Annotated in this window: 21 protein-coding genes; 13 read left to right on the top strand and 8 right to left on the bottom strand. The window is 49.6% G+C overall.

Annotation, left to right across the window (positions count from 1 at the left end; all coding sequences use genetic code 11):
* Positions 1 to 14 precede the first annotated feature (14 nt).
* The 9 genes from serC (at position 15) to pyrF (ending at position 9,511) form a co-directional block, all read left to right on the top strand.
* Complete coding sequence (gene serC / locus E4L36_RS07640; RefSeq protein WP_136680131.1) at positions 15 to 1,097, top strand: 3-phosphoserine/phosphohydroxythreonine transaminase; 1,083 nt, start codon at positions 15 to 17, stop codon at positions 1,095 to 1,097.
* Positions 1,098 to 1,105: 8 nt separating this feature from the next.
* Positions 1,106 to 2,206 carry a prephenate dehydratase gene (gene pheA, locus E4L36_RS07635; RefSeq protein WP_136680130.1) on the top strand — a complete coding sequence of 367 codons (1,101 nt, stop codon included), beginning with the start codon at positions 1,106 to 1,108 and terminating at the stop codon, positions 2,204 to 2,206.
* Between the two features lie 52 nt (positions 2,207 to 2,258).
* Positions 2,259 to 4,481 carry a bifunctional prephenate dehydrogenase/3-phosphoshikimate 1-carboxyvinyltransferase gene (locus E4L36_RS07630; RefSeq protein WP_136680129.1) on the top strand — a complete coding sequence of 741 codons (2,223 nt, stop codon included), beginning with the start codon at positions 2,259 to 2,261 and terminating at the stop codon, positions 4,479 to 4,481.
* On the top strand, positions 4,468 to 5,163 hold the full coding sequence (gene cmk / locus E4L36_RS07625; protein WP_127694629.1) for a (d)CMP kinase: 696 nt from the start codon (positions 4,468 to 4,470) through the stop codon (positions 5,161 to 5,163). Before E4L36_RS07630 ends, cmk begins: the two co-directional genes overlap by 14 nt.
* A gap of 33 nt (positions 5,164 to 5,196) precedes the next feature.
* On the top strand, positions 5,197 to 6,882 hold the full coding sequence (rpsA, locus tag E4L36_RS07620) for a 30S ribosomal protein S1 (protein WP_127694630.1): 1,686 nt from the start codon (positions 5,197 to 5,199) through the stop codon (positions 6,880 to 6,882).
* Positions 6,883 to 6,951: 69 nt separating this feature from the next.
* Positions 6,952 to 7,248, top strand: coding sequence for an integration host factor subunit beta (locus tag E4L36_RS07615; RefSeq protein WP_127694631.1), 297 nt, complete (start codon positions 6,952 to 6,954; stop codon positions 7,246 to 7,248).
* A 25-nt stretch (positions 7,249 to 7,273) separates the two neighbouring features.
* Positions 7,274 to 7,579: a LapA family protein gene (locus tag E4L36_RS07610; protein ID WP_136680128.1), complete on the top strand. Its 306-nt coding sequence runs from the start codon at positions 7,274 to 7,276 to the stop codon at positions 7,577 to 7,579.
* Positions 7,580 to 7,581: 2 nt separating this feature from the next.
* A complete protein-coding gene (gene lapB / locus E4L36_RS07605) occupies positions 7,582 to 8,763 on the top strand; it encodes a lipopolysaccharide assembly protein LapB (RefSeq protein ID WP_136680127.1) in 1,182 nt (393 codons plus the stop codon).
* Positions 8,764 to 8,800: 37 nt separating this feature from the next.
* Entirely contained in the window at positions 8,801 to 9,511 is a 711-nt protein-coding gene (gene pyrF, locus E4L36_RS07600) for an orotidine-5'-phosphate decarboxylase (protein WP_206064528.1), read from the top strand.
* Here pyrF and E4L36_RS07595 read toward each other — a convergent pair.
* The 7 genes from E4L36_RS07595 to E4L36_RS07565 form a co-directional block, all read right to left on the bottom strand.
* The gene (locus E4L36_RS07595; protein WP_136680125.1) at positions 9,508 to 10,389 is read right to left on the bottom strand and encodes an ROK family protein; all 882 of its coding nucleotides are present in this window, start codon (positions 10,387 to 10,389) and stop codon (positions 9,508 to 9,510) included. The genes pyrF and E4L36_RS07595 overlap by 4 nt on opposite strands.
* A 3-nt stretch (positions 10,390 to 10,392) precedes the next feature.
* Complete coding sequence (locus E4L36_RS07590; protein ID WP_136680124.1) at positions 10,393 to 11,286, bottom strand: AEC family transporter; 894 nt, start codon at positions 11,284 to 11,286, stop codon at positions 10,393 to 10,395.
* 21 nt (positions 11,287 to 11,307) lie between these two features.
* Complete coding sequence (locus tag E4L36_RS07585; RefSeq protein ID WP_127694637.1) at positions 11,308 to 11,796, bottom strand: universal stress protein; 489 nt, start codon at positions 11,794 to 11,796, stop codon at positions 11,308 to 11,310.
* Between the two features lie 41 nt (positions 11,797 to 11,837).
* Positions 11,838 to 13,535, bottom strand: a complete 1,698-nt coding sequence (gene dld, locus E4L36_RS07580) for a D-lactate dehydrogenase (protein ID WP_136680123.1) — start codon at positions 13,533 to 13,535, stop codon at positions 11,838 to 11,840.
* 61 nt (positions 13,536 to 13,596) lie between these two features.
* On the bottom strand, positions 13,597 to 14,982 hold the full coding sequence (locus E4L36_RS07575; protein ID WP_136680122.1) for a TRAP transporter large permease subunit: 1,386 nt from the start codon (positions 14,980 to 14,982) through the stop codon (positions 13,597 to 13,599).
* A 2-nt stretch (positions 14,983 to 14,984) separates the two neighbouring features.
* Positions 14,985 to 15,509: a TRAP transporter small permease subunit gene (locus E4L36_RS07570; RefSeq protein ID WP_136680121.1), complete on the bottom strand. Its 525-nt coding sequence runs from the start codon at positions 15,507 to 15,509 to the stop codon at positions 14,985 to 14,987.
* A 79-nt stretch (positions 15,510 to 15,588) separates the two neighbouring features.
* Complete coding sequence (locus E4L36_RS07565) at positions 15,589 to 16,650, bottom strand: TRAP transporter substrate-binding protein (RefSeq protein ID WP_136680120.1); 1,062 nt, start codon at positions 16,648 to 16,650, stop codon at positions 15,589 to 15,591.
* 377 nt (positions 16,651 to 17,027) lie between these two features.
* Here E4L36_RS07565 and pdhR point away from each other — a divergent pair, with 377 nt between their 5' ends.
* From pdhR to aceF, 3 genes are all read left to right on the top strand, one after another.
* Positions 17,028 to 17,789 (top strand): pyruvate dehydrogenase complex transcriptional repressor PdhR, encoded by a 762-nt coding sequence (gene pdhR / locus E4L36_RS07560; RefSeq protein ID WP_127694642.1) that lies wholly within the window; start codon positions 17,028 to 17,030, stop codon positions 17,787 to 17,789.
* 225 nt (positions 17,790 to 18,014) lie between these two features.
* A complete protein-coding gene (aceE, locus tag E4L36_RS07555) occupies positions 18,015 to 20,675 on the top strand; it encodes a pyruvate dehydrogenase (acetyl-transferring), homodimeric type (protein ID WP_276606064.1) in 2,661 nt (886 codons plus the stop codon).
* Positions 20,676 to 20,723: 48 nt separating this feature from the next.
* Entirely contained in the window at positions 20,724 to 22,661 is a 1,938-nt protein-coding gene (aceF, locus tag E4L36_RS07550; RefSeq protein ID WP_136680118.1) for a pyruvate dehydrogenase complex dihydrolipoyllysine-residue acetyltransferase, read from the top strand.
* Positions 22,662 to 22,729: 68 nt separating this feature from the next.
* Here aceF and E4L36_RS07545 read toward each other — a convergent pair whose 3' ends face one another.
* Complete coding sequence (locus E4L36_RS07545) at positions 22,730 to 23,308, bottom strand: YiiX/YebB-like N1pC/P60 family cysteine hydrolase (RefSeq protein ID WP_136680117.1); 579 nt, start codon at positions 23,306 to 23,308, stop codon at positions 22,730 to 22,732.
* A 201-nt stretch (positions 23,309 to 23,509) separates the two neighbouring features.
* Between E4L36_RS07545 and galE the strand changes: the two genes are divergently transcribed.
* Positions 23,510 to 24,523, top strand: a complete 1,014-nt coding sequence (gene galE, locus E4L36_RS07540; RefSeq protein WP_136680116.1) for a UDP-glucose 4-epimerase GalE — start codon at positions 23,510 to 23,512, stop codon at positions 24,521 to 24,523.
* The last annotated feature ends 12 nt before the right edge of the window (positions 24,524 to 24,535 follow it).

The following is a 24,535-nucleotide window of genomic DNA, read 5'->3' as shown; positions in this document are numbered from 1 at the left end:
TAAGAGATTGAGATATGGCACGTAAATTTAACTTCAGTGCAGGGCCTGCCGCACTACCTGAAGCCGTTCTTGCGCAAGCGCAAGAGGAACTATTGGACTGGCATGGCAACGGCTTATCTATTATGGAGATGAGTCACCGAAGTGATGAGTTCGTCTCGGTTGCCTCGCAAGCTGAGCAAGATCTGCGTGACCTACTCTCGATCCCGGATAACTATAAAGTTCTATTCCTTCAAGGTGGTGCTACAAGCCAGTTCTCACTCCTGCCGCTGAACTTATTGGGTGATCGCAATAGTGCGGATTACATCAATACCGGCGTGTGGTCTAAGAAAGCTATCGCTGAAGCGCAGCGCTACTGCCAAGTGAATATCGCCGCGACAACAGAATCTGAGCGCTTCTTCTGTGCCCCTGAGCAGGCGCAACTGCAGCTAGACCCCAATGCAGCTTATGTTCACTACACCTCGAATGAAACCATTGGTGGCGTGGAGTTTGATTACATTCCGCAAACGGGTGATGTCCCGTTGGTGGTGGATATGTCCTCTAATATTCTCTCCAGCGCGCTTGATGTCTCTAAGTTTGGTGTGATCTATGCCGGTGCGCAGAAGAATATCGGTCCTGCTGGGTTAACTGTCGTAATCATTCGTGATGATCTGCTTGGTAAAGCACAAGCCATGACGCCAACCATGATGAACTATGCAGTCCATGCGAAAGCTGACTCAATGAACAATACGCCTCCCACCTTTGGCTGGTACTTGGCGGGGTTGGTTTTCCAATGGTTGAAACAGCAAGGTGGCGTAGAAGCGATGGCGCAAACCAACGCGCGTAAAGCCAGCAAGCTCTATGCTGCGATCGATAGTAGTGATTTTTATGCCAACCCTGTTGCGCTCCGCAACCGTTCTCGTATGAATGTGCCGTTTACACTCGCGGATGCTGCGCTTGATAGTGTCTTTTTAGAGGAGTCAAAGGCTGCAGGTTTGCTGAACTTGGAAGGACATCGCTCCGTGGGTGGGATGCGTGCCAGCATCTATAACGCGGTACCAGAAGCAGCAGTGGATGCATTGGTTCAGTTCATGGCAGAGTTTGAGCGCCGCCACGGCTAGGAGCAAGTATGACGACCAAACAGGAAGAGGCGTTGGGTGAGCTGCGCCAGCAGATCGATAGTATTGATAAGCAGATTCATCAGTTGCTTAACCAGCGCGCGCGTTGTGCCCAAGGTGTGGCTGAAGTAAAGCAAGAATTTCAGGGTGAAGAGGATGCTGTTTTTTATCGTCCTGAGCGCGAAGCGCAAGTATTAAGACGCGTGATGGAACGGAACGAAGGGCCGCTGCCCGACAAAGAGGTAGCGCGGCTTTTCCGTGAAATTATGTCGGTCTGTCTAGCGTTAGAGCAGCCGATGCGCGTGGCGTTTTTAGGCCCTGAAGGGACGTTCACGCATCAAGCGGCGTTGAAGCACTTCGGTGGTTCTGCCGTTAGTGCGCCGTTAACCTCCTTGGATCAAGTCTTTCGTGAAGTTGAGGCCGGTGCTGCACACTATGGCGTGGTACCGATCGAGAACTCCACCGAAGGTATGGCGACCCATACTCTCGACCTGTTTAAGCGTTTTAACTTGCAGATCTGTGGTGAACTAGAGCTGCCGATTCATCATCAGCTACTGGCGCAAGCGGGTACCGAAAGCAGCGATATTAAAACGATTTATGCTCATCAAGAGTCGTTTGCTCAGTGCAGTAACTGGCTTGAGCAACACTACCCGCAGGCTGCCAAGATTACCGTTAACTCTAACGCTGAAGGCGCTCGTATCGCCGCTGGTGAGCAGGGGTCTGCGGCGATTGCTGGTGACATTGCTGCCGATTTGTACAAGTTGGAAGCTCTGGCGCGCAATATCGAAGACCTCCCTGACAACACAACTCGGTTTTTGATTTTAGGTAATCAGGATGTGGGCGTGAGCGGCAATGATAAAACGTCGATCTTGTTATGTGCCCACGATAAACCTGGCGCGCTTTACTCGTTACTAGAACCGTTTCATCGCCATGGTATCAGTCTCACACGTATCGAAACCCGTCCGGGCAATGGCACAGGGTGGAGTTATATGTTTTACATCGACTTTGAAGGCCATGCCGAGGAGCCCGGTGTGCAAGAGGTGTTAAAGGAGCTTGAAGCCGGTTCTGTCGAGTTAAAACTTCTGGGTTCGTATCCACAGGCTGTGCTGTAAAGAGAAACTTGATGTCGTCTTTTAGCATCTGTGGTGAGCGAGGAGAGAGGTCGTGACTCCGTTAGTAGATAACCTATTAGTTATCGGTCTAGGTATGATCGGTGGCTCGTTGGCTAAAGCGTTAAAGCAACGTGGCTTTGCGCATAGTGTTATTGGCTCTGATCGAAATGAAGATGAGCTGACAAAAGGCGTGAGCCTTGGCGTTATTGATGAAGCAGGCTTTGATTTAGCGGCAGCTGTCGCTAAGTCAGACTTGATCGTGCTGGCTGTGCCGGTAAAGGCCACCGAAGCGGTGCTCAGGGCGATTCAACCTTATCTAAAAGCTGAGGTTGTCCTAACAGATGTAGGCAGTACAAAGCGCAATGTTATTGAAGCGGCGGAAGCGGTTTTTGGTCGTGTACCGGAGTGGTTTGTACCAGGGCACCCCATAGCCGGCTCCGAGAAAAGCGGTGTTGCTGCGGCTGACGCTGATCTGTTTAAAAAGCACAAAGTCATTGTTGCGCCATTGGACGACACCTCGAAAGAGGCGCAACAGTTGGTCTCCCGTATGTGGCAAGTGACCGGCGCCGAGCTGATTCAGATGGATATCCATCGCCATGATGAAGTTTTGGCAGCCACAAGCCATCTTCCTCATGTGTTAGCGTTTTCGTTGGTGGATACGTTGGCGAAAGAGCAAGACAATCTGGAAATTTTTCGCTATGCGGCGGGTGGTTTTCGAGACTTTACCCGTATCGCGGCATCTGATCCGACGATGTGGCGAGATGTCTGCGACGCCAACCAAGCAGAGTTGCTTGCTCAAATCGATAAGTTTACTGCTGGTCTAAGCACGTTGCGCCAAGCGATTGTCGAGAATGATGGTCAACAGATGCTGGGTATTTTTACCCGCGCCAAAGCGGCTCGTGAGCATTTCACGAAAATGCTGGCTGGCACTGCTTATTCACAAAAACATAACAATGTTGACGTAACCTTCCACGCCCATTCTGGTGGTGCGATTAATGGCCAAGTGGTTGTGCCAGGTGATAAATCGATCTCGCACCGCGCTATTATTTTCGGTGCATTAGCTGAGGGCGAAACAATCATCGATGGCTTTTTAGAATGTGAAGATAGTCTCGCCACGCTGCAGTCTTTTCGTGATATGGGTGTCGTGATCGAGGGCCCCTATCAAGGGCGTGTGAAGATTTATGGCGTAGGGCTGCATGGCCTCTGCGAACCGCCGGGGCCGCTCTATCTTGGAAACTCCGCCACCGCGATGCGTTTGATGGCGGGGCTGCTAGCTGCTCAACCATTTGACACTGTTTTACAGGGAGATGCCTCGCTCTCGTCTCGCCCAATGGAACAAGTTGTAGAGCCACTGCGCCGTATGGGTGCCACTATTTCAACAACAGATGGTCACGCGCCACTGCTGATTAAAGGCGGTCCTATCAAGAGCCAAGAGGGAACATTAGTTGCTGCTAACTCCCAAATCAAAACGGCGCTGATGTTGGCTGCTCTGTACGCGCAAGATGCGATTGAGATAGCGGAGCCCTCTCTGACGCGTGATCACACTGAACGCATGTTGCGCCAGTTTGGTGCGAACGTGACGGTTCATGATGGGAGGGTCACCTTTGAAGGAGCTCAGCGTTTGTGCGGGACGCACCTGCAGATACCCGCAGATCTTTCCTCAGCAGCGCTATTTATCCTAGCGGCGCTTATCACCGAGCAATCTGACTTGCTGATAACGCGAGTAGGCATCAACCCTGGCCGCAAAACTGTGCTTGATGTGCTGTGCCGGATGGGTGGTGCAATTACGCTCTCTCAGGAACATGATTTGGACGGTGAGCCGGTGGCTGATATTCATGTCCGTTCCTCCGAGCTAGTCGGGACATCGGTTGACGCAAGTGAAATGTTGCATGCCATTGATGATTTTCCGGTTATCTGTGTTGCAGCAGCCCTTGCAAGCGGCGAGACAGTGATTTCGCGTGTGCCTGAGCTTGAGCATAAGGAGAGCAACCAGATAGAGGTCATTACGCAAGCGCTACTATCTATGGGCGCGTCAATCAGCGTAGAGCCAACTGAAATTCGTATTAGAGGCAAAGCGCTATTGAACGGCGCTGAGCTTACCAGCGGTGATGACCACCGTATTGCGATGGCGCTCGCTGTTGCTGCTGCTCGTGCAGAGGGTGATGTGGTCATTAAGGGGTGTGCCAATGTTGCGACCTCATTCCCAGATTTTGCCGAGGTTGCTAGTAAGGCAGGCTTGAAGATTCATAAGGAGGAGACGGATGTCTCAAAGTAATAACTCTGTCCCGGTCATCACGGTAGATGGTCCAAGTGGCTCTGGTAAGGGAACCATTTGTCGACTATTGGCAGAGGCGCTTGGTTGGCGTTTGCTTGATAGCGGTGCACTTTACCGCTTGACTGCTCTTGCTGCTAGCCATCATGGCGTGGGTATTGAAGACGAAGAAGCACTCTGTGTTCTGGCTGCTCACTTGGATGTGCAGTTCGTGGCAGCAGAAGGTGAAGAGGGTGTGCAGATCATCTTAGAAGGTGAAGAGGTGACGCAAGCGATTCGTGCTGAAGCGGTTGGCAGTGATGCATCGCGGGTGGCCTCAGTTCCAGCCGTACGAGACGCATTGCTGGAGCGTCAGCGAGCGTTCGCCGAAGCGCCGGGGCTTGTTGCTGATGGCCGTGATATGGGAACTGTTGTTTTTCCTTCCGCGCCATTAAAAGTCTATTTAGATGCGAGTGTCGAAGAGCGAGCTAATCGACGGTATAACCAGTTGATTAATAAGGGGGTCGATGCTAGCCTTGAAGTAATATTAGCGGACTTGAAAGCTCGAGACGCACGTGATATGAACCGCAGTGTAGCGCCCTTGAAGCCCGCCGATGACGCTATCATCTTGGATTCGACCCAGATGACGATTGATGCTGTTTTGAACGCAGTTCTTGAAGAAGCTCGACATAAGGGGCTGCGATAGACTTTAGCTAGCACGCACGAGGAAGGTTTGATTATGAGCGAAAGTTTTGCTGATCTTTTTGAGGAGAGTCTGCAGGAGCTAAACATGGCTCCTGGATCCATAGTCACTGGTATTGTCGTCGCAATCGAAAATGATTTCGTGATTGTGAATGCAGGGCTCAAATCAGAAGGCGTCATTCCTCGTGGGCAGTTTGAAGATGAAAATGGCGAGCTAACCATCGCCGAGGGCGACGAAGTTCGTGTTGCGCTAGAGAGCGTTGAAGACGGATTTGGGTCTACGCAGCTATCACGTGATAAAGCGAAACGCGCGGAGGCGTGGGCTGTTTTGGAAACCGCTTATGAAAACGGTGAGATCGTTACCGGCCAGATCACCGGTAAAGTACGGGGTGGTTTTACGGTATCGGTAGGTGCTGTGAATGCGTTCTTGCCAGGCTCGTTGTTAGATATTCGCCCGCTGCGTGACACCGCTCACCTTGAAGGGAAAGAGCTAGAGTTTAAACTCGTAAAGCTCGATGTTAAGCGCAATAACATTGTTGTATCCCGCCGTGCCGTGCTGGAAGAGTTGCACAGTGCCGATCGAGAAAAACTCCTTGAAACGCTTGATGAAGGCGTTGTTATCAAAGGTATCGTTAAAAACATCACTGATTATGGTGCATTTATCGATCTCGGTGGCATCGATGGCCTGTTGCATATCACGGATATCGCTTGGAAGCGGGTTAAGCACCCGAGTGAGGTGTTAACTGTCGGTGATGAAATTGATGTCAAAGTGCTGCGCTATGACCGTGAGAAAACACGCGTTTCTCTCGGTATCAAGCAGTTGATGGCGGATCCGTGGGAAGAGACAGTTAGTAAGTTTAAGGCGGGTGACAAAGTACCTGCTAAGGTTACGAACTTAACTGACTACGGTTGTTTTGCACAAATCGCTGATGGCATTGAAGGGCTTGTACACGTTTCTGAAATGGACTGGACCAATAAAAATGTTCATCCGTCGAAAGTTGTGCAAGTGGGTCAGCAAGTCGATGTCATGATCTTGGACATCGATGCGGAGCGCCGTCGTATCTCGCTTGGTATGAAGCAGTGTAAGGCGAACCCTTGGGATGCGTTTGCAGCTAAACATGCGAAGGGTGATCGACTCACCGGTAAGATCAAATCCATTACTGATTTTGGTGTATTCGTTGGTCTTGAGGGTAATATTGACGGTCTTGTTCATTTATCTGATCTTTCTTGGGATGAACCTGGTGAAGAAGCGGTTAAGCACTTCCAGAAAGGGCAAGAGGTTGAGACTGTGGTGTTAACGATTGATGTCGAGCGTGAGCGAATCGCTCTGAGCATCAAGCAGCTTGATACCGACCCATTCACCGAGTACCTGAGCAGCCACCCACGTCACAGTATTGTTACTGGCACGGTCGCATCGGTTGATAGTAAGGAAGCGCGTATTGCGCTTGCAGAAGGTGTTGAGGGGCTATTGCGTGTTAATGAGTTCTCTCGTGACCGAACAGAAGACTTATCTGCTCAGCTCGCGGTTGGCGATAGCGTCGAAGCGATGATTAGTATTGTGGATAGTAAAAACCGCTTAATGGTCTTATCTATTAAACAGATGGAACAAAAACAAGAACGGGAAGCACTGAAGTCTGTTCAAGAAGCCGCTGTTGATAATGATGGCCCGACCACTATCGGTGATCTTATCAAGCAACAAATGAACAAGAATCAAGATTCTTGATACAGGTAGGTAGTTCTAAGCTGCGGTTTCGCAGCTTAGGCGATTGGAGAGACTAGCGGAGACGGAGTCATGACGAAATCAGAACTCATAGAACACCTGATTGACCGACACCCAGAGCTATCTGTGAAGGATGTTGAGTTGGCAGTCAAAGCGATGTTAGATCACATGACGGAGGCGCTCTCCAACGGTGAGCGCATCGAAATCCGTGGATTTGGTAGCTTTTCGCTACACTATCGAGCACCTCGTGTCGGAAGAAACCCAAAAACTGGCGATTCTGTTACTTTAACGGCAAAATATGTCCCTCACTTTAAACCTGGAAAGGATCTACGCGAGCAGGTCAACGATAGCTTAGAAAACGGCTACTAAATACTGCCGCGATTTGGAGGTAAAGATGCGCTGGTTAAAAACACTGATTGTATTGCTGCTGTCCGTAGTTATTTTGATGGTTGGCATTATGTTCACGATTCACAACACGGATAAGGTTGCAATAGATCTGGTGTTTATAACGCTGCCAGAGATGAGCCTGTCTCTTTGGCTTATCGCAGCGTTTGTCTTGGGCGGTTTCCTCGGGTTTATGTTGAGTAGCGTAGCTATCGTTGCGCTCAAAACTCGCTTGATGGGCGCGCGCCGTCGTGCTGCGGCGAATAGTCGTGAACTTGATCAACTGAGGAATGCTGCGCTTAAAGACGCAACCTAGCGATGGACGATTGGCTGGTCTTTTCAGTTGTAGTTGTTGCATTGATTGTTGGATGGTTGCTTGGCAACCGTAGTAGATCTCAACAGACACGACCAGCCATGCCGGCACCGCTCCATGATGAGTACTTCGTCGGCCTTAATTACCTGCTGAGTGATCGCACGGATGAAGCAATAGACGCCTTTATTCGTGCTCTTGAAGTAAATAGCGAAACAATACCCGCCTATCTTGCGCTTGCTCGTTTGTTCCGTCGAAAAGGCGATGTCGAAAGGGCGATAAAAGTCCACCAGAGCTTGTTAGCAAGGCCAGATCTTTCCCGCTCAGATTCCCTGAAAGTACAAATCGCGCTAGCCAAAGATTATGATGCAATAGGTCTATTAGACCGTGCTGAAACGCTACTTAGCGATATTGTTCGTCAAGCCCCCCCTGCTTCAACTCGGAACCATACGTTGCGTCTGCTCATTAAGCTGTATGAGAAAGAGCGAGAGTGGTTCAAAGCTACTCAGGCCTCAGCGCTGTTGGAGCTTCAGGCGCGCGCTGAGATAGCACATGAAGTGGCGCATTACTATTGTGAGAGAGCGGCTCACCAGATCACCAGTGATGACCTGAATGAAGCGCAGCGCTTGCTAGAGAAAGCAGCGTCGATTGATCCTAACTGCGTGCGCACTTCGCTGCTCTTGGCGCAGTTGCAGATGACGCATAAGGACTGGAAACTGGCGATTAAGCACTTGCAGCGCGTCGAAAAGCAAGATGTTGCATTTGTTTCTGAAACGGTTCCAATGATGCGGCGCTGCCATGACGAATTGGGCACTAACGATGAATTGCTGAACTATTTTGAGCACTGCATGAGCGTTGCCCCGTCGGCGTCCGTGATGCTCGCAACTGCTGAGTTAATCAAGGAAGACCGCGGCGCATATGCTGCTGGAGCTTACATAACAGATGAGCTTAAGCATTACCCAACGATTAAGGGCTTCAATCGCCTTATTGACCTGCACCTGAGTTATGGCGGTGAGAGTGCGCGTGATAGCTTGAGAACGCTGCGCAGTTTAACTGGCACATTAGAGATGACAAAGCCACGTTACCGGTGTCAGAATTGCGGATATGCTGGCAAGGTGTTGCTTTGGCATTGCCCCTCCTGCAGGAAATGGAGTTCTACGAAGCCAGTTCAAGGATTGGAAGGCGAGTAGTTAAAGCCCAACTTATTGATAGATTAGAGAATTGAGTGTGAGCAAAGATAATAAGCGAATCATCGTGGCGTTGGATTACCCAGCAGAGCAATATGCATTGGAGATGGCTGATCGTCTTGATCCCTCTAAGTGCCGAGTTAAAGTAGGTAAAGAGCTGTTTACTCGTTCTGGTCCGGCGATGGTTGAGCGCTTACACGCGAAAGGCTTTGATGTTTTTCTGGATCTAAAATTCCATGATATCCCTAACACAACTGCGAAAGCGGTGCGTGCGGCTGCCGAAATGGGAGTTTGGATGGTAAATGTACACGCGTCAGGCGGGCGCCGGATGATGTGTGCTGCGCGTGAAGAGCTAGAGCAAGTGAACGGGCAGCGCTCATTACTTATTGGTGTGACGGTGCTGACCAGCATGGAACAGCAGGATTTAGCTGAGGTTGGTTTGAATATCGAGCCTCAAGAACACGTAAAACGCTTGGCGATGCTAACACAAGAGTGTGGTTTGGATGGTGTGGTTTGTTCGGCCCAGGAAGCACCGATGCTTCGCGAAATGGCAGCGCCTGAGTTCAGCTTAGTCACGCCGGGTATCCGCCCAGCAGATAGCGATGCTGGTGATCAAAAGCGTATTATGACGCCACGTAAAGCGCTAGAGCAGGGCAGTACATATTTGGTGATCGGCCGTCCAATCACACAAGCTGCAGATCCAAACGATGCCTTGGCGCAAATAGAGTCTGAAATACAGGGTAGCTTCTAGTTGCCTGGCCGGAGCGGCCATAACCATGCCGCTCCTCTGACACCGCTTGAGTCACCATGGACTGCTCGTTTTAATTGCGTATGAACGCGGTCTGAGAAGATATACTTCCCCCACCTTTTTGGTACTTCGGAATAAAGCCGCTCGATGTTAGACAGGCCGCCACCTAATACGATGGTGTGCGGATCTAGGATATTAATCACACTCGCGAGTGATCGCGCTAAGCGGTCTAGGTAATGGTAACATGCTTCGGATTCATGGTGCTGCTGCCAATACTTCTCAAGATCTAGCTCACCTCCGATCAGCTTGCTAAACCCCGGCCCGCTTAGGTAAGTTTCTATGCATCCTGAGCGCCCGCAGTAGCAAGGTGGCGAGGGAAGGTCAGCCTGTTGTGGCCAAGGTAGAGGGTTGTGTCCCCACTCACCGGTAATCTGATTAGCCCCCGCGAGTAACTGTTTGCAAACGGTAATACCGCCGCCGACGCCGGTGCCTAGAATTACGCCAAAGACAATATCTGTATTTCGGCCGGCACCGTCGGTGGCTTCCGATAACGTAAAGCAGTCGGCATCGTTGGCGAAACGAACCTCACGTTTTAATCTGTGTTCTATGTCTTGTTGTAATGGTTGGCCGATTAAGCAGGTGGAGTTGGCATTTTTTACGATTCCCGAATCTCTAGATATCGTGCCAGGGATGCCAATACCAACCGTGCCGGTTGCACCAAGATGCTGCTCTGCGTGCGTCACCAAATTGGCTATTGTATCCACAGTGCCGAGGTAATCGCCTTGAGGTGTTGCCACTCTCTGCCGGAGTAGCTCCACTCCGCTATTATCGAGGGCAATCAACTCGATTTTTGTTCCCCCAAGGTCGATACCAATACGCATACGTTACAGCACAAAGAAGAGTGTGACGGGAATAACCAAGAGGCTGCCCATATTGCCTAGCAGCACGATGGAAGCAACGGTATGAGGTTCCTGTTGGTAGCGCTCTGAAACCATATAGTTTAATACCGCAGGCGGCAGCGTCGAGAATAGTATCAAGTACGCAAGCTGTTCGGCATCGAGATTGAGGAAGGGGCTTAACGCTAATGCGATCACAAGCCCGCTAAGTGGGCATAGGATGGTGCCCCACAGTCCTATTTTCCAGTTTGAAAAGTCAACGCTGGTCATGCGCACACCCAATGCAAACAACATCAATGGTATTGATATCTGTCCTAGCATATCGATGAAGGTGGCGACCGCTGTCGGTACAGTCCAGTCAAAACCACTCCATACCAAACCTGTGATGGTGGCGATAATCATCGGCATACGCAGAATATGAATAGGGTTAGTTTTTGGGTCTAGAATATATAGCCCCACCGTAAAGTGGAGTAAGTTTTCAACGAGAAAGAGCACCACGGCTGCTGGAAGCGCTGCCTCACCAAAGGCAAGTACCGCCAGCGGCAAACCCAGGTTTCCGCTGTTGCTAAACATCATGGGGGGTAAAAACGTCTTCGGGCTAACCTTAAGGATTTTACAGGCCGGGAATAGCAGCAGGCCGGAGCCTAAGACAATGATAGCCGCACCGATGGCGAGCTCTTGATATTTGAGCAGATCAAAGGATTTTGCCGAGAGCACAGAGAAGATCAGTGCAGGAACAAAGATGTCGATATTGATCGCATTCGCAACCGACATATCAGTCGGGCGTTTTTTGGCATAGACGTAGCCAACACTAACGATAGCAACAAGTGGGAAGACCGTTAAAAAAATCCGTTCTAGTAGATCTAGGGTGGTGCTTTCCATCGGCCTTCCTTGGTAAAGGGGTTAGCTGAGCTGTTTTCCTGTTGGTACAACCACCACAGGAACTTTTGCTTGCTTAACAACCTGTTGCGTTGTCGAGCTATGGTGCCCAAAGGTGTTTTCGGCTCCCATAATAATCATATCCGCACCACGTGTCTGCGCTTCATGCAAAATGGTATCAGTATGGTTACCTTCGACCACTGCGAACTCGAAGTTCGGGGAGATAGGGTTGGCCAGATCGGAAAGCTGATTTTCGCAGAAGCGTTCTACGCGTGTTTGCATCTCATTGATAATCTGGTTGATGCCTTCATCATGCATCTGCTTGATCAGCTCATCCGGTACGTAGTTTTTGATAAGGGCAGAGCCCATCGTCCCGATGGGCTCAACAACATGCAGGATAACAATCTTTGCATTTAAGCTGTCGGCCAGTTTAACCGCATATTTAAATACAGGGCTGGTGTGATCGCCCATCGATGTTGTGTAAAGAATCGTGCTAACTTCTGGCAGGGACATCGTACTTACCTCAGTTTTATCTATTCGCGAATAACGGCCACTTAGTGTGAGCAGCCGCATTTATGTTTTGGTGTTTTGCCAATACCCGGGTTAAAGCTATTGGTTGGATCTAAATCGCTGTAGAAGTCGCGCAGGCCCTCTTCCGCTTCATAGAGGTGGCCGACGTTGTGCTCAGCGGGATACTTTGCGCCTTTAGCGGCGAGTAGCTCGAGCATTTGTGCTTTAATTTTCTTCGCATCTGCGCCTTTTTTCAGGATATAGTCCTGATGGAATACGTGGCACATAAAGTGTCCGTAATAGAGCGAGTGCTCAATATACTGACTGATCTCTGGCGGTAACTGCTCTACCCATTGCTCATCATTACGGCGTAAGGCGATATCTAAAGCGAGAATGTCTTCGACTTTATCTTGATGCATCGTTTGATAGCGGACCGCCGCGCCTGCTGCTGCAAAGCGATGTAGATAGGCTTTTTTTGCTTCATCGGCATCACACTCGAAGTAGCCGGCGTCCTGTTTGCCAGCGAAGAATGAATGCAGGAATGCTTTGGCTTCATCAATCCCGTCGTTGCTCATTTTAAGAATGAGATAATGATCATATTTCTCGCGATATTCGCGCATTCGCTTGGGGATGATGTTGGGAAACAGCTTGCTGGCCAGTTGCATGGCTCGGTCAGGAATATCCTTTGGTAGGAAACTAAAGCGGTTTAGGTATGCGGTAATCGCTCCTTTCATCGCAAATAGCTTTGGTAGCGGATCGGTTCCTAAGTAGTTGATCATCACAAAGACATCTTTGCCGTACTTCTCGGCTATATCATAAATATCCTTGTGCATATATTCGGCGACTTCAGGCACATTGCTAAAGTTCGTAAGAATATCCCGGCGTAGTTGTGTCAAGTGTGCTGGGTTATTCGTGCCGATATAGAAAACTTGTTCTCTTTCCGCTGTTGGGAAAGTATCAAGCCTTACTGCAAAAACACCCAGCTTGCCTGCGCAGCCGCTGGCTTCGTAAAGTCTGCGTGTATCTGCGTTGTAGCGCGCTGGTGTATCAGCATCCACATCCCGCAGGATCTCGATGTAATCCTGTGCAGAGGCCAACTGCTGGCCGTAGTCGATATCGGACTCTTTAAAGTTGTGGTTTTCGAGGTTAGTGAGGACCTCTTCGGGTGTGTTGCCTAAGTGGATGCCCAAGTGGTTCACAAGCTCTAGTTCGCCTTCGGCGTTGAGTTGCGCAAACAGTGCGAGCTCAGTATATGCGGGCCCGCGCTTGACCAGAGCTCCCCCTGAGTTGTTCGCGATACCGCCCACGATAGAGGCACCAATACAGGACGAGCCAATCACAGAGTGAGGAACTCGGTCGAGCGGGGCCAGCAACTTCTCTAGCTTAAAGAGTGTCGCGCCAGGGAAACTAACAATCTGCTCACCATTGTTAAGCAGATATATTTTATCCATGCGGGTTGTGTTGATCACCACGATCTCTCGATCATAATCATCGCCAGACGGAGTAGAGCCTTCGGTCAAGCCGGTGTTGGCTGCCTGCATGATCACAATAGTATCTGTTTCAACGCAGGCTTTTAGAACGTGCCATTGCGCCAACAGGGTAGTCGGGAAAACAACGGCGAGTGCGCTGCCTTCTCCAGAGCGAAAGCCAGTGCGGTAGTGCTCAGTTTGATTTTCGTTGGTTAAGACATTCTTTTCACCAACAATATGGCGAAGAATGTCCACAAGGGCTTGCTGTTGCATAGTCGTCATCCAACATTGTTAACAAAGCCGGTGGCCTGATTTGGCCACCGGATAGAGCGATTTAGCTGTATGCGTTGGCTGGTAACCAAAGCACAAGCTGCGGCCAGAAGACGAGCACCAACAGTGCAATCAACTGGAGGATGATGAAGGGGATAACACCCTTGTAGATATCGGTGAGCTTAACATTCGGTGGGCAAACTCCCTTGAGGTAGAAGAGGGCGAACCCGACGGGCGGCGTTAAGAATGACGTTTGCAGAGCCATGGCTACCAGCATCACGAACCAAACCAGCTCAGGGTTATCAACTACGCCATATCCATTGATATCTAGGCCGAGTGCCGAGATAACAGGCGCCAATAGTGGCAAGATAATCAACGTAATCTCGATCCAATCAAGGAAGAAACCGAGTAGGAAGATAATACCCAAGATAAAGAAGATGATGCCGTAGGGGCCGAATGGTAGGCCTGTTAGGAACGACTCGATCAACTCATCGCCGCCGAGCTCGCGCAGTACAAGCGCAAAACACGTTGCACCAATGAAGATGGCAAAGATATATGCCGTTGTATTCATCGTGCCCGCCATCACCTCTTTAAGCACCTTAAAGTTGAAGCGGCGGTTATACATCGCTAGCAGGGTGGCTCCGAACGCGCCGACACCGGATGCTTCTGTTGGTGTTGCTACACCGGCAAAGATTGAACCCAGTACGACAAAGATCAGCAAAACTGTGGGTAAAACGGCTTTCAAGACATTGAGTACTGTTGCAAAGTCAGCAGGTTTCGCATCTGGAGGAACCGGAGCGGCCTCTGGTTTAATGAATCCATACGCCAGAATGTAAGTAATATACATCGCACCAAGCATTAAACCTGGGAACACTGCACCCATGAACAGATCGCCCACGGATAAACCCAATTGGTCTGCCATGATCACGAGCATAATACTGGGTGGAATGAGGATACCTAATGTACCGGCTGAGGCAATGGTGCCTAATGCCAGTGGCATCGCATAACCTTGCTTAGTCATAGCTGGTAGTGACATAACAGCCAAAAGCACAACTGACGCACCGATAATACCAGTCGATGCTGCAAGGATAATCCCGATAGCAGTAACAGTTACAGCTAAACCGCCTCGAACGCGACCGAACAGTTCCTGCATTGATTTCATGAGCTTTTCTGCAACGCCGGACTTATCCAACATAATGCCCATGAAGATAAACATAGGTAGGGCAACCAGAATCCAGTTGTCCATTATCTTCCAGAGACGGTTAACGACTAAGCCTAGTGTCGTATAATCGAGGCCAGTCATAGTATCGAGGTTGTTATCAGCAAACTGGCCGATAAAGGCGAAAATAATACCGATGCCGCCAAGAACCCAAGCAACAGGGATACCGGTAAATAGAAGCGCGATGAACGAGATGAACATCGCAATGACCATAATTTCATTGGCGTCCATTCTTACTCTCCACGAAACAGTAAAACAACATCACGATACAAGCGGGATAGCACAGCCAACCCAAGTAACCCGAACGTCACCGGGATAACGCCTTTCATCGCCCATAAATAGGGGAGTCCAGAAGGAGATTCCGAACTTTCGTTAATGCGATATGACTCATAAAAGAAATCGACACTGTGTAAGAAGATAATGACCACAAATGGTAAGACCAATATCAAAATACCTAGGATTTCAATAATGTGTTTTGTGCTTGCGCGAAAGTGCGAATAGAACAAATCAACACGAATATGCGAATTTGTGGTCTGCGCATAGGATAGGCCAAACATGACCCCCACTGCGTACAGATGCCACTGTAGCTCTTCCAGAGCAACTAAGCCGTTTGAAAATCCTTTACGCAGAATAACCTGCAAAATAATAACCAGTACTAACAGTACATAGCACCAAGCGACTGTCACACCGATGCGCTGGATAAAGCGATCTATCGTGTCAGACAGAGGTACTGAGGGAAGGGATTCATTCTCAGTCACGTGAACTACCTACGTTATTTCTTATGATAAAAAGGCAGATCACCCATGTGAGTGACCTGCCTTGGAAGGAGCTAATAAATTAGCGAGAGCGAGGCAGGAATGCGTTAGATTCCCATAGGTCGTAACCTTTACGGAACTCGCTCAGGTCATCCCATACTTTCTTGAAGAATGGATCTGCTGCGGATTTCTCTGCGGCTACTTCATCCCACGCGCTACGGAATGTGTTTAGCATCTCGTCATTCCAGTAACGGATCTCAACACCGCTCTCTTTCGCTTTCTGCATCACAGGGAACTGCATAGCTTCACCTTCCGCAATAGCGTTGGTCATAGAAGCTTTACAGGTGTTTTCAACGATAGCTTGCTGGCCTTTAGACATCTTGCCCCAAGTATCTTTGTTCACTAGCAGTTCGAAGATAGTCGCTTGCTGGTGCCAGCCTGGGAAGTAGTTGTACTTAACAATCTTCTGGAAGCCCAGACGTTGGTCGATGGCTGGCTGAGAGAACTCAGATGCATCGATCGCGCCTTTCTCGAGGGCACCAAAGATTTCACCACCAGGTAGCTGAGTCGTAGAAACACCCAGTTTTTCCATCACTGATGCGCCCAGACCGAAGAAACGCATGTTCAAACCTTTCAGGTCTTCTGGCTTCTCGATTGGCTTTTTGAACCAGCCTGATGTTTCTGGAGAGATGATTGCACACGGAATAACTTTTACGTTGTAACCGTTGCTGTCGTACATCTCTTGATACAGTTTTAGGCCGTTGCCGTAGTACATCCATGCCATGTACTCACCTGCTTCTGGACCAAATGGAACAGCAGAGAACAGTGCCGCAGCTGGCATTTTACCCTGCCAGTAACCCGCTGTTGCGTAACCTGAGTTCACTTTGCCTGAAGAAACTGCACCCAAGATCTCTTTCGGGCTAACCAGCTTGCCTGGCTCGTATACTTTCATCTTCAGGGAGCCATCAGAAACAAGCTTCAGTTGGTCTGCAACCCAAACGATAGGCGTGCCTAGTGCAGGAAGGTGTGAACCAAACGCGATAGGTGTTTTCAGCAGAACGTTCTTCGCAAGGGCTGGTGTCGCGGAAGCTGCAGCTGCAGCTAGGATAGTCGCAGAGATCACAGTTTTAGTGAACTTTTTCATGTCTCATCCTCAATGACGTTTTTGTTTTTGTAATGAATCTATCGGGGTCAAATACTTACTTGAGTAGATCTAACACCGAATGACTTGAAAAATTGGTATTACCAATTTACCATCAATTGAATTGGTACTGTATTTATTTTGTTCAGAGCTTGTCAATAATTTTTTCGTCAATTGTCGGGTCTGTGACGCTGAATAAACCAGTTGCCCATGCTGACGTTGTTACGGGTACAACAGTCGATAGAGTGTTGCGCGTGAGGTTTACTTGTTGTTTTTCTGACACTCACGTCAACTTCAGTGTAGTGCAAAAAAAGCACAGCCTTAAATGTTGTTTAGTTAAAAATTTGTTGCACTTGTGCATCTTGGTTGGATTGATTGAAATGAGTTATCAGCGTGTAAAACAACCGAAAATCTCTGATGTAATCGTTGAGCGTATGGAAGAGATGATCTTGGAAGGGACTCTAAAACCGGGGCAGCGTTTGCCACCAGAGCGGGAGTTAGCGAAGCAGTTTGAAGTGTCGCGTCCTTCATTGCGCGAAGCTGTGCAGAAACTTGCTGCAAAAGGGCTGGTTTACAGTCGCCAAGGTGGCGGTACTTACGTTTCGGAGGAGTTGGGAGATTCGTTCAAAGACCCTTTGCTGGAGCTTTTTAAGACGCATCCTGAAGCGCAATATGACCTACTAGAGTTCCGTCATGCGCTCGAGGGGGTAACTGCCTATTATGCAGCGCTGCGCTCGACGAAAGCTGATAAGGAAGCTATCAAAGCGAGCTACGCTACACTGCAAGAGTGTCACGATAAGAAAGAGTTTCTTAAAGAGGTTGAGGCTGACGTGGATTTCCATCTCACGATTGCTGCTTCGACTCACAATATGGTGCTACTCCATATGATGCGTGCTCTGTTTAGTCTACTGCGTCAACATATCGGCGATAACCTGCAGAATATCTATCCAAAGCCAGGGTATCGACAGAAGATTCACGATCAACACTATAAGTTGATGGAAGCCATTTTTTCCGGAAAACCTGAAGCAGCCCAGCGCGCTGCGCACGATCATTTAGCTTATGTTGAGGATGCATTGTTAGAGCAGGGTAAAGAGAATACACGTCTGGAAAGGGCGTTGCGTCGGTCGAATATTGCGCCATAAATTGTAGTTTTTTGTAAAACTACAAAATGCTCTAAGATTCAGTGATTGCGGCATTTTTGAGCAATTAATCTAGACAGTATTTGTTCATTTTTGTAGTATTACTACAAAATTCACTACAAGAAGAGATAAGCGTGTAGTTTGTGCTGAAGCTCTCATAGAAACCTTATTAAAGGTTCCATAAAACCTAAGGGATAGTGCTTAACAAGCATACGTGGAGAAGGCAAAGTGCTAGATAAAACAGTTGAAGATGTAGATCCAATTGAAACTCAAGAGTGGATGGATGCTTTAGAATCTGTTGCCAAAAGCGACGGTGATGAGCGCGCCCGCTTCCTTTTAGCTCAGCTTGGCCGCAAAGCATCAGATATCGGCATCGATGCAGGTTGCTCGCTAACAACACCTTATCGCAATACTATCGCGCCCAAAGACGAAGCGCGCATGCCAGGCGATCTGTTTATGGAGCGTCGCATTCGTTCATTTATTCGTTGGAACGCGATGGCGATGGTTATGCGTGCCAATGACAACGATGACGGCCTTGGTGGGCATATCTCGAGCTTCTCCTCTTCGGCGACGCTTTACGATATCGGTTTTAACTATTTCTTCCGTGGTAATGAAGGCGGCCAAGAGTCGGATATGGTGTTCTTCCAAGGCCATATCTCGCCGGGCATCTACTCCCGCGCCTACTTAGAAGGTCGTTTGACAGAAGAGCAGATGGATAACTTCCGTCGTGAAGTTGATGGCAATGGTTTGTCGTCTTATCCACACCCTTGGTTGATGCCGGACTTCTGGCAGTTCCCGACGGTTTCTATGGGTCTTGGTCCAATTCAGGCGATCTATCAAGCTCACGTGATGCGTTACCTATCTGCACGTGACTTGATCAACCGTGGTGATCGTAAAGTATGGGCGTTCTTAGGTGATGGTGAGTGTGATGAGCCAGAATCTTTGGGTGCGATCGCGCTAGCGGGTCGTGAGCAGCTTGAGAATCTTGTATTTGTTATCAACTGTAACCTGCAGCGCTTGGACGGTCCGGTACGTGGTAACGGCAAAATCGTACAAGAGCTGGAAGGCGTATTCCGTGGAGCAGGCTGGAACGTGGTTAAATGCCTGTGGGGTCGTCACTGGGATCCATTGTTCGAGAAAGACGAGCACGGCTTGCTACAGAAGCGTATGGACGAGGTTTGCGATGGTGAGTTGCAAAACTACAAAGCCAACGGTGGCGCTTACACGCGTGAACATTTCTTCGGTAAGTACCCAGAGCTACTCGAAATGGTTAAGGATATGTCCGATGACGACATTATGAACCTGAACCGCGGTGGCCACGATCCTTACAAAGTTTATGCTGCCTACAACGCTGCTATGAACCATAAAGGCCAGCCGACTGTTATCTTGGCGCAAACCGTTAAAGGTTACGGTACAGGTAAGTCTGGTGAAGCGAAGAACGATACACACTCTATGAAGAAGGTTGCGCTGGATGATCTGAAAGATTTCCGCGATCGCTTCAACATCCCACTATCTGATGATCAGTTGAAGGATGTGCCTTACTACCGTCCATCTCCTGATTCACCAGAGATGAAGTACATGTTCGAGCGCCGCGAGAAGTTGGGTGGTTTCTATCCCGTTCGCCGCACCGAGTTTGAGCGTTTGGAAACACCAGCGCTGGAAGCGTTCTCTAACAACTTAAAAGGCAGTGGTAGCCGTGAGTTGTCAACCCAGATGTCTTTGAACCGCGTGTTGAGCTCGTTGGTTAAAGACAAGAATATGGGTGAGCGTGTTGTGCCGATTGTTCCTGACGAAGCACGTACGTTTGGTATGGAAGGCATGTTCCGCCAGCTCGGTATCTACTCTTCTGCAGGCCAGCGCTATGTGCCGCACGACTCAGACCAGATCATGTTCTACAAAGAGTCGAAAACAGGCCAAATCCTTGAAGAGGGTATCAACGAAGCGGGTGCGACGTCTGCCTGGATCGCGTGTGCTACCTCATACGCGAACAACAATTGCACTATGGTGCCGTTCTACATCTTCTACTCCATGTTTGGTTTCCAACGTGTCATGGACCTGATTTGGGCTGCTGGCGATATGCAAGCGCGTGGCTTCCTGATCGGTGCAACATCTGGCCGTACAACGCTGAACGGTGAAGGTTTGCAGCACCAAGATGGCCATTCTCAGCTGATGGCACAAATGATTCCAAACTGTGTTTCCTACGATCCAACGTACGGCTATGAGCTGACCGTGATCGTACAAGACGGTTTGCGTCGCATGTACAAAGAGGGCGAGAACCGCTTCTACTACATCACGACGATGAACGAAAATTACGCTCACCCAGAGATGCCGCAAGGCGCTGAAGAGGGCATCATTAAAGGGATGTACCTTCTGGAAGAGGGTAAAGATGCTGAGCTTAAAGTTCAGTTGATGGGCTGCGGCACAATCCTACGTGAAGTGCGCGAAGCAGCTGTGATCCTACGCGAAGAGTTTGGTATCGAATCTGACGTATGGAGCACAACATCGATCAATGAATTGCGTCGTGATGCTCAGGCTGCGGTGCGCCACAACATGCTGCATCCAGAAGCTGAGCAGCAGGTGCCGTACGTGACAGCATGCTTGCAAGATCGTCAAGGTCCAGTCATTGCGTCTACTGACTATATCCGTCTGTTTGCTGACCAGCTACGCGAATACATTCCGCACCGTTACAAAGTTCTGGGTACTGATGGTTACGGCCGCTCAGATACGCGTAACAAGTTGCGTGAATTCTTCGAAGTTAACCGTTACTACGTTGTTGTTGCTGCGCTTAAAGCGTTGCAGGAAGAGGGTAAGGTTGATGGCTCTGTCGTTGCTAAGGCCATTCAGAAGTTCAACATCAAGGCTGATCGTCCAGCACCGTGGACTGTTTAAGTCCGGTTTGAACTGACTATTGGCAAAGGATAAGTAGAGGACACTATTGTGAGTAAAGTCACCATTACAGTTCCAGATTTAAGCGGCGCAGAAGACGTAGATGTTGTAGAAGTGCTGGTTGCTCCGGGTGATTCAGTTGCAGAAGGCGATAGCCTGATCGCGCTGGAAACGGATAAAGCATCGATGGAAGTACCTGCTGAACAAAGCGGTACTGTTGTCGAAATTTTGATTAAAGAGGGTGACACCTGCAACGAAGGTGATGCCATTTTAGTACTAGAAGCAGGTGAAGCCGCAGCGGCTGCTCCGGCAGCGGAACCGGCACCTGTTGCTGAAGCAGCGCCAGCGCCTGTGGCTGAGGCTGCCGCCGCGCCACAAGCTGCAACCTCTGTTGAAGAGGTACGTGTACCAGATTTGAGCGGTGCAACGGATGTTGACGTGATCGAAGTGCTTGTCAAAGCCGGTGATAGCGTGGCAGAGGGCGACAGCCTTATCGCGCTGGAAACAGATAAAGCGTCAATGGAAGTACCATCACCACTTGAGGGTGTTGTTGAAAGTGTTGCTATTGCTGAAGGTAGTACCTGCAATGAAGGCGATCTCGTATTAACACTGCGTGTTGGCGGTGCGACAGAAGCGGCAGCGCCACAAGCAGCGGCTGAAGCTGCACCGGTTGCGCCGCAAGTTGCAGAGCAACCAGCGGTTAGCGGCGGCACACAGGACGTTGCTGTACCCGATTTGAGCGGTGCAACAGACGTTGACGTAATCGAAGTGATGGTCAAAGTCGGTGATGAGATTGCCGAAGGTGATAGCCTGATTGCGCTAGAGACTGATAAGGCGTCTATGGAAGTGCCTTCTCCAGCGTCTGGTGTTGTCACAGCAGTTAGTATTCAAGAGGGCGCAACTTGTAACGAAGGCGATCTTATTCTCACGCTAGAAGTTGCTGGTGCTACACCTGCTCCTGCTCCGGCGGCTGCTCCGCAAGCAGAGGCACCTGTCGCTAAGCCAAGTGCGCCCGCGCAACCTGCACCGAGCGCGCCTGCTGTACAAGATGTTGTCGCACTGGAGAAGAAAAACCGTCAGGTTCATGCTGGCCCAGCGGTACGTGCCGTAGCACGTGAGTTTGGTGTCGATTTGACGTTGGTTGCGGGTACAGGCCGTAAAGGCCGAATCCTCAAGGAAGACGTGCAGGCATACGTAAAAGGCGCATTGAAGCAACTCGCTGAGCAGCCAAAGCAAACCGCCGCTGTTGGCTCTGGTATCCCTGCGATTCCAGAAGTGGACTTCAGCAAGTTTGGTGAAGTTGAAGTTGAGAAGCTCAGTAAAATTGCCAAAGTGACACGCGACAATATGGCGCGCTGCTGGTTGAATATCCCGCACGTTACGCAGTTTGACGAGGCGGATATCACTGAGCTGGAAGCGTTCCGTAAGTCGATGAAAGAGGAAGCGTTGAAAGAAGGCGTCAAGCTTACGCCGCTGCCGTTTATGATCAAGGCAGTTGCCAAAGCGTTGGTGGCAAATCCTAAGTTCAACGCGTCTTTACACGCTGATGGCGAGCATTTGGTCTTCAAGAAATACGTCAACATCGGTATTGCGGTTGATACACCGAACGGCCTTATGGTTCCGGTTATCAAAGATGCAGATAAGAAAACGATCTACGAACTATCTAAAGAGGCGCTTGAGCTGGCAGGCAAAGCTAAAGATCGCAAGTTGAAGCCGAACGAAATGCAAGGTGCATGCTTCACGATCTCAAGCCTTGGTGGTATCGGTGGTACAGGCTTCACGCCAATCGTTAACGCGCCGGAAGTCGGTATTTTGGGTATCTCCAAAGCTGACATCAAGCCGCGCTGGAATGGTAAAGAGTTCGAACCACGTACGATGTTACCGCTGTGCCTATCTTATGATCACCGCGCAATCAATGGTGGTGATGCTGGCCGCTTCTTGACGTACGTTAACGCGTTGTTGAGCGATATTCGCCGCTTGACGCTGTAAGCGCGTCCAATACTTTTTAAGCAAGTCCCTTGGCTCACGGGGTTCCTTTGGAACCCCGTTTTTTATGCCTAATGATTAAAGACCGGCAATAGGCGTGGGTCTTTCAACAGGCTCTCTGGTGTTATGGTGCGCCGTTTCCAAGGAATAAAGCCCAGATACCAGCAGCGCCAGAAGCCCACATTGGCTTGTGGGTTTTTCGTGATCAGCTGTTCCAGCGTTTCTACCTCTCCAAGCTTGATATCCAAAGCGCTCTCGAGCACCAATGCAGCAAACTTTGAGCAGAACATGCGTTTGTCGTCATAGTTGAAACCTAAGTGATACCACTTTCCAAGGTGTGACTGCACAGCCTGCTTCAATACGCTTAATTGAGTGTCGGATATCCCCTTGTTGAATCGGTGGACAGCGATACGTCCACTCTTTGCGCGTGCGATGAACTTATCTAGCGGCGTTATACGCACCTTGGGTATTGCGCTCTCGGCAACGTACCAGCGGCCGTGCTGTTGAATGGCAACGCCAACGTGAGAACACCAACTTCCCGTGCCTTGGGCCACTTGCCGATAGAGAAAGCTATCGATCGCGATGAATAGGAGATCTCCCTCCTTTAAGTGCTCTGTGACAGCGGTACTGATAAGGTGAGTCTTGTTCATTGGGTTGCTCCTGCTAAGTGATGGAGCAAGCGTGCGATAAAATAGAGCTTCTGTAATACGGTTTTTGGAAAGTATTAAAATACTATACCTTGTGTCGCGCTATTATCCTGTTGATAGCGCGCTTTGTAGGCTTGATTCAGGCGCTAGACACCTCCTTTAGCTACACTATAGTTATCGATAATTAAGCAGTTGGAGAGCAGCATGGCAGTGCTTGTTACAGGGGGCGCAGGCTATATTGGTAGTCATACCGCAGTACAGTTAATCAATGCAGGTGAGCACGTTGTTGTTTTCGATAACTTGAGCAATAGCCATCCTGAGGTTTTTAATCGCATCGAGCGCATCACTGGGTCTCGACCGACTTTTATCGAAGGTGATATCCGCGATAAAGCAGCGCTGAAGGCGCTCTTTGAGGCGCACCGTATCGATTCGGTGATTCACTTTGCGGGCTTAAAAGCCGTGGGCGAGTCCGTTGAAAAACCGATGCTTTATTACCAGAACAACGTTGAGGGCTCCCTCAATTTATTTGCCGCGATGGCAGAGGCAGGCTGTAAGAATTTAGTGTTTAGCTCGTCTGCGACGGTATATGGCGACCCCGCTAGTGTGCCAATCCGAGAGAACTTTCCGTTATCTACCACGAACCCGTATGGTCAGTCGAAATTGATGGTGGAGAATATCCTGCGTGACATCGCAACGGCGGATACGCAGTGGAACATTGCATTGCTGCGCTACTTTAACCCTGTTGGCGCCCATGAAAGCGGCTTGATTGGTGAAGACCCTGCAGGCATCCCCAATAATCTAATGCCGTTTGTTGCTCAAGTCGCAATCGGTAAGCGGGATAAGCTCAGCGTATTTGGGGGTGACTACCCAACACCTGATGGCACGGGAGTGCGTGACTATATTCATGTTGAAGATCTTGCGAATGGCCACCTAAAAGCGTTGGCAGTACTTGAGCAAGGGCATGGCTGTCAGGCATACAATCTAGGCACAGGTAACGGTTACTCGGTACTTGATGTGGTTAAGGCGTTTGCTGCGGCGAGTGGGAAAGAGATTCCTTACCAAATTGTTAATCGTCGTGCCGGTGATATTGCCGAGTGCTTCGCTGATCCGGCTTACAGTTTAGAGAAGTTAGGTTGGTCTGCGCATTATGATATGCAGCGCATGGTAGCGGATCACTGGCGCTGGCAGTCGGAAAATCCGAACGGCTACAAAGCCTAGGTTTGGTTAGGC

The organism is Neptunomonas sp. XY-337, assembly GCF_004959845.1.
GTDB classification, from domain to species: Bacteria; Pseudomonadota; Gammaproteobacteria; order Pseudomonadales; family Balneatricaceae; genus Neptunomonas; species Neptunomonas marina.
The sequence above is the reverse complement of the archived record's forward strand: the minus strand, read 5'-3'. Positions and strand labels throughout refer to the sequence as shown.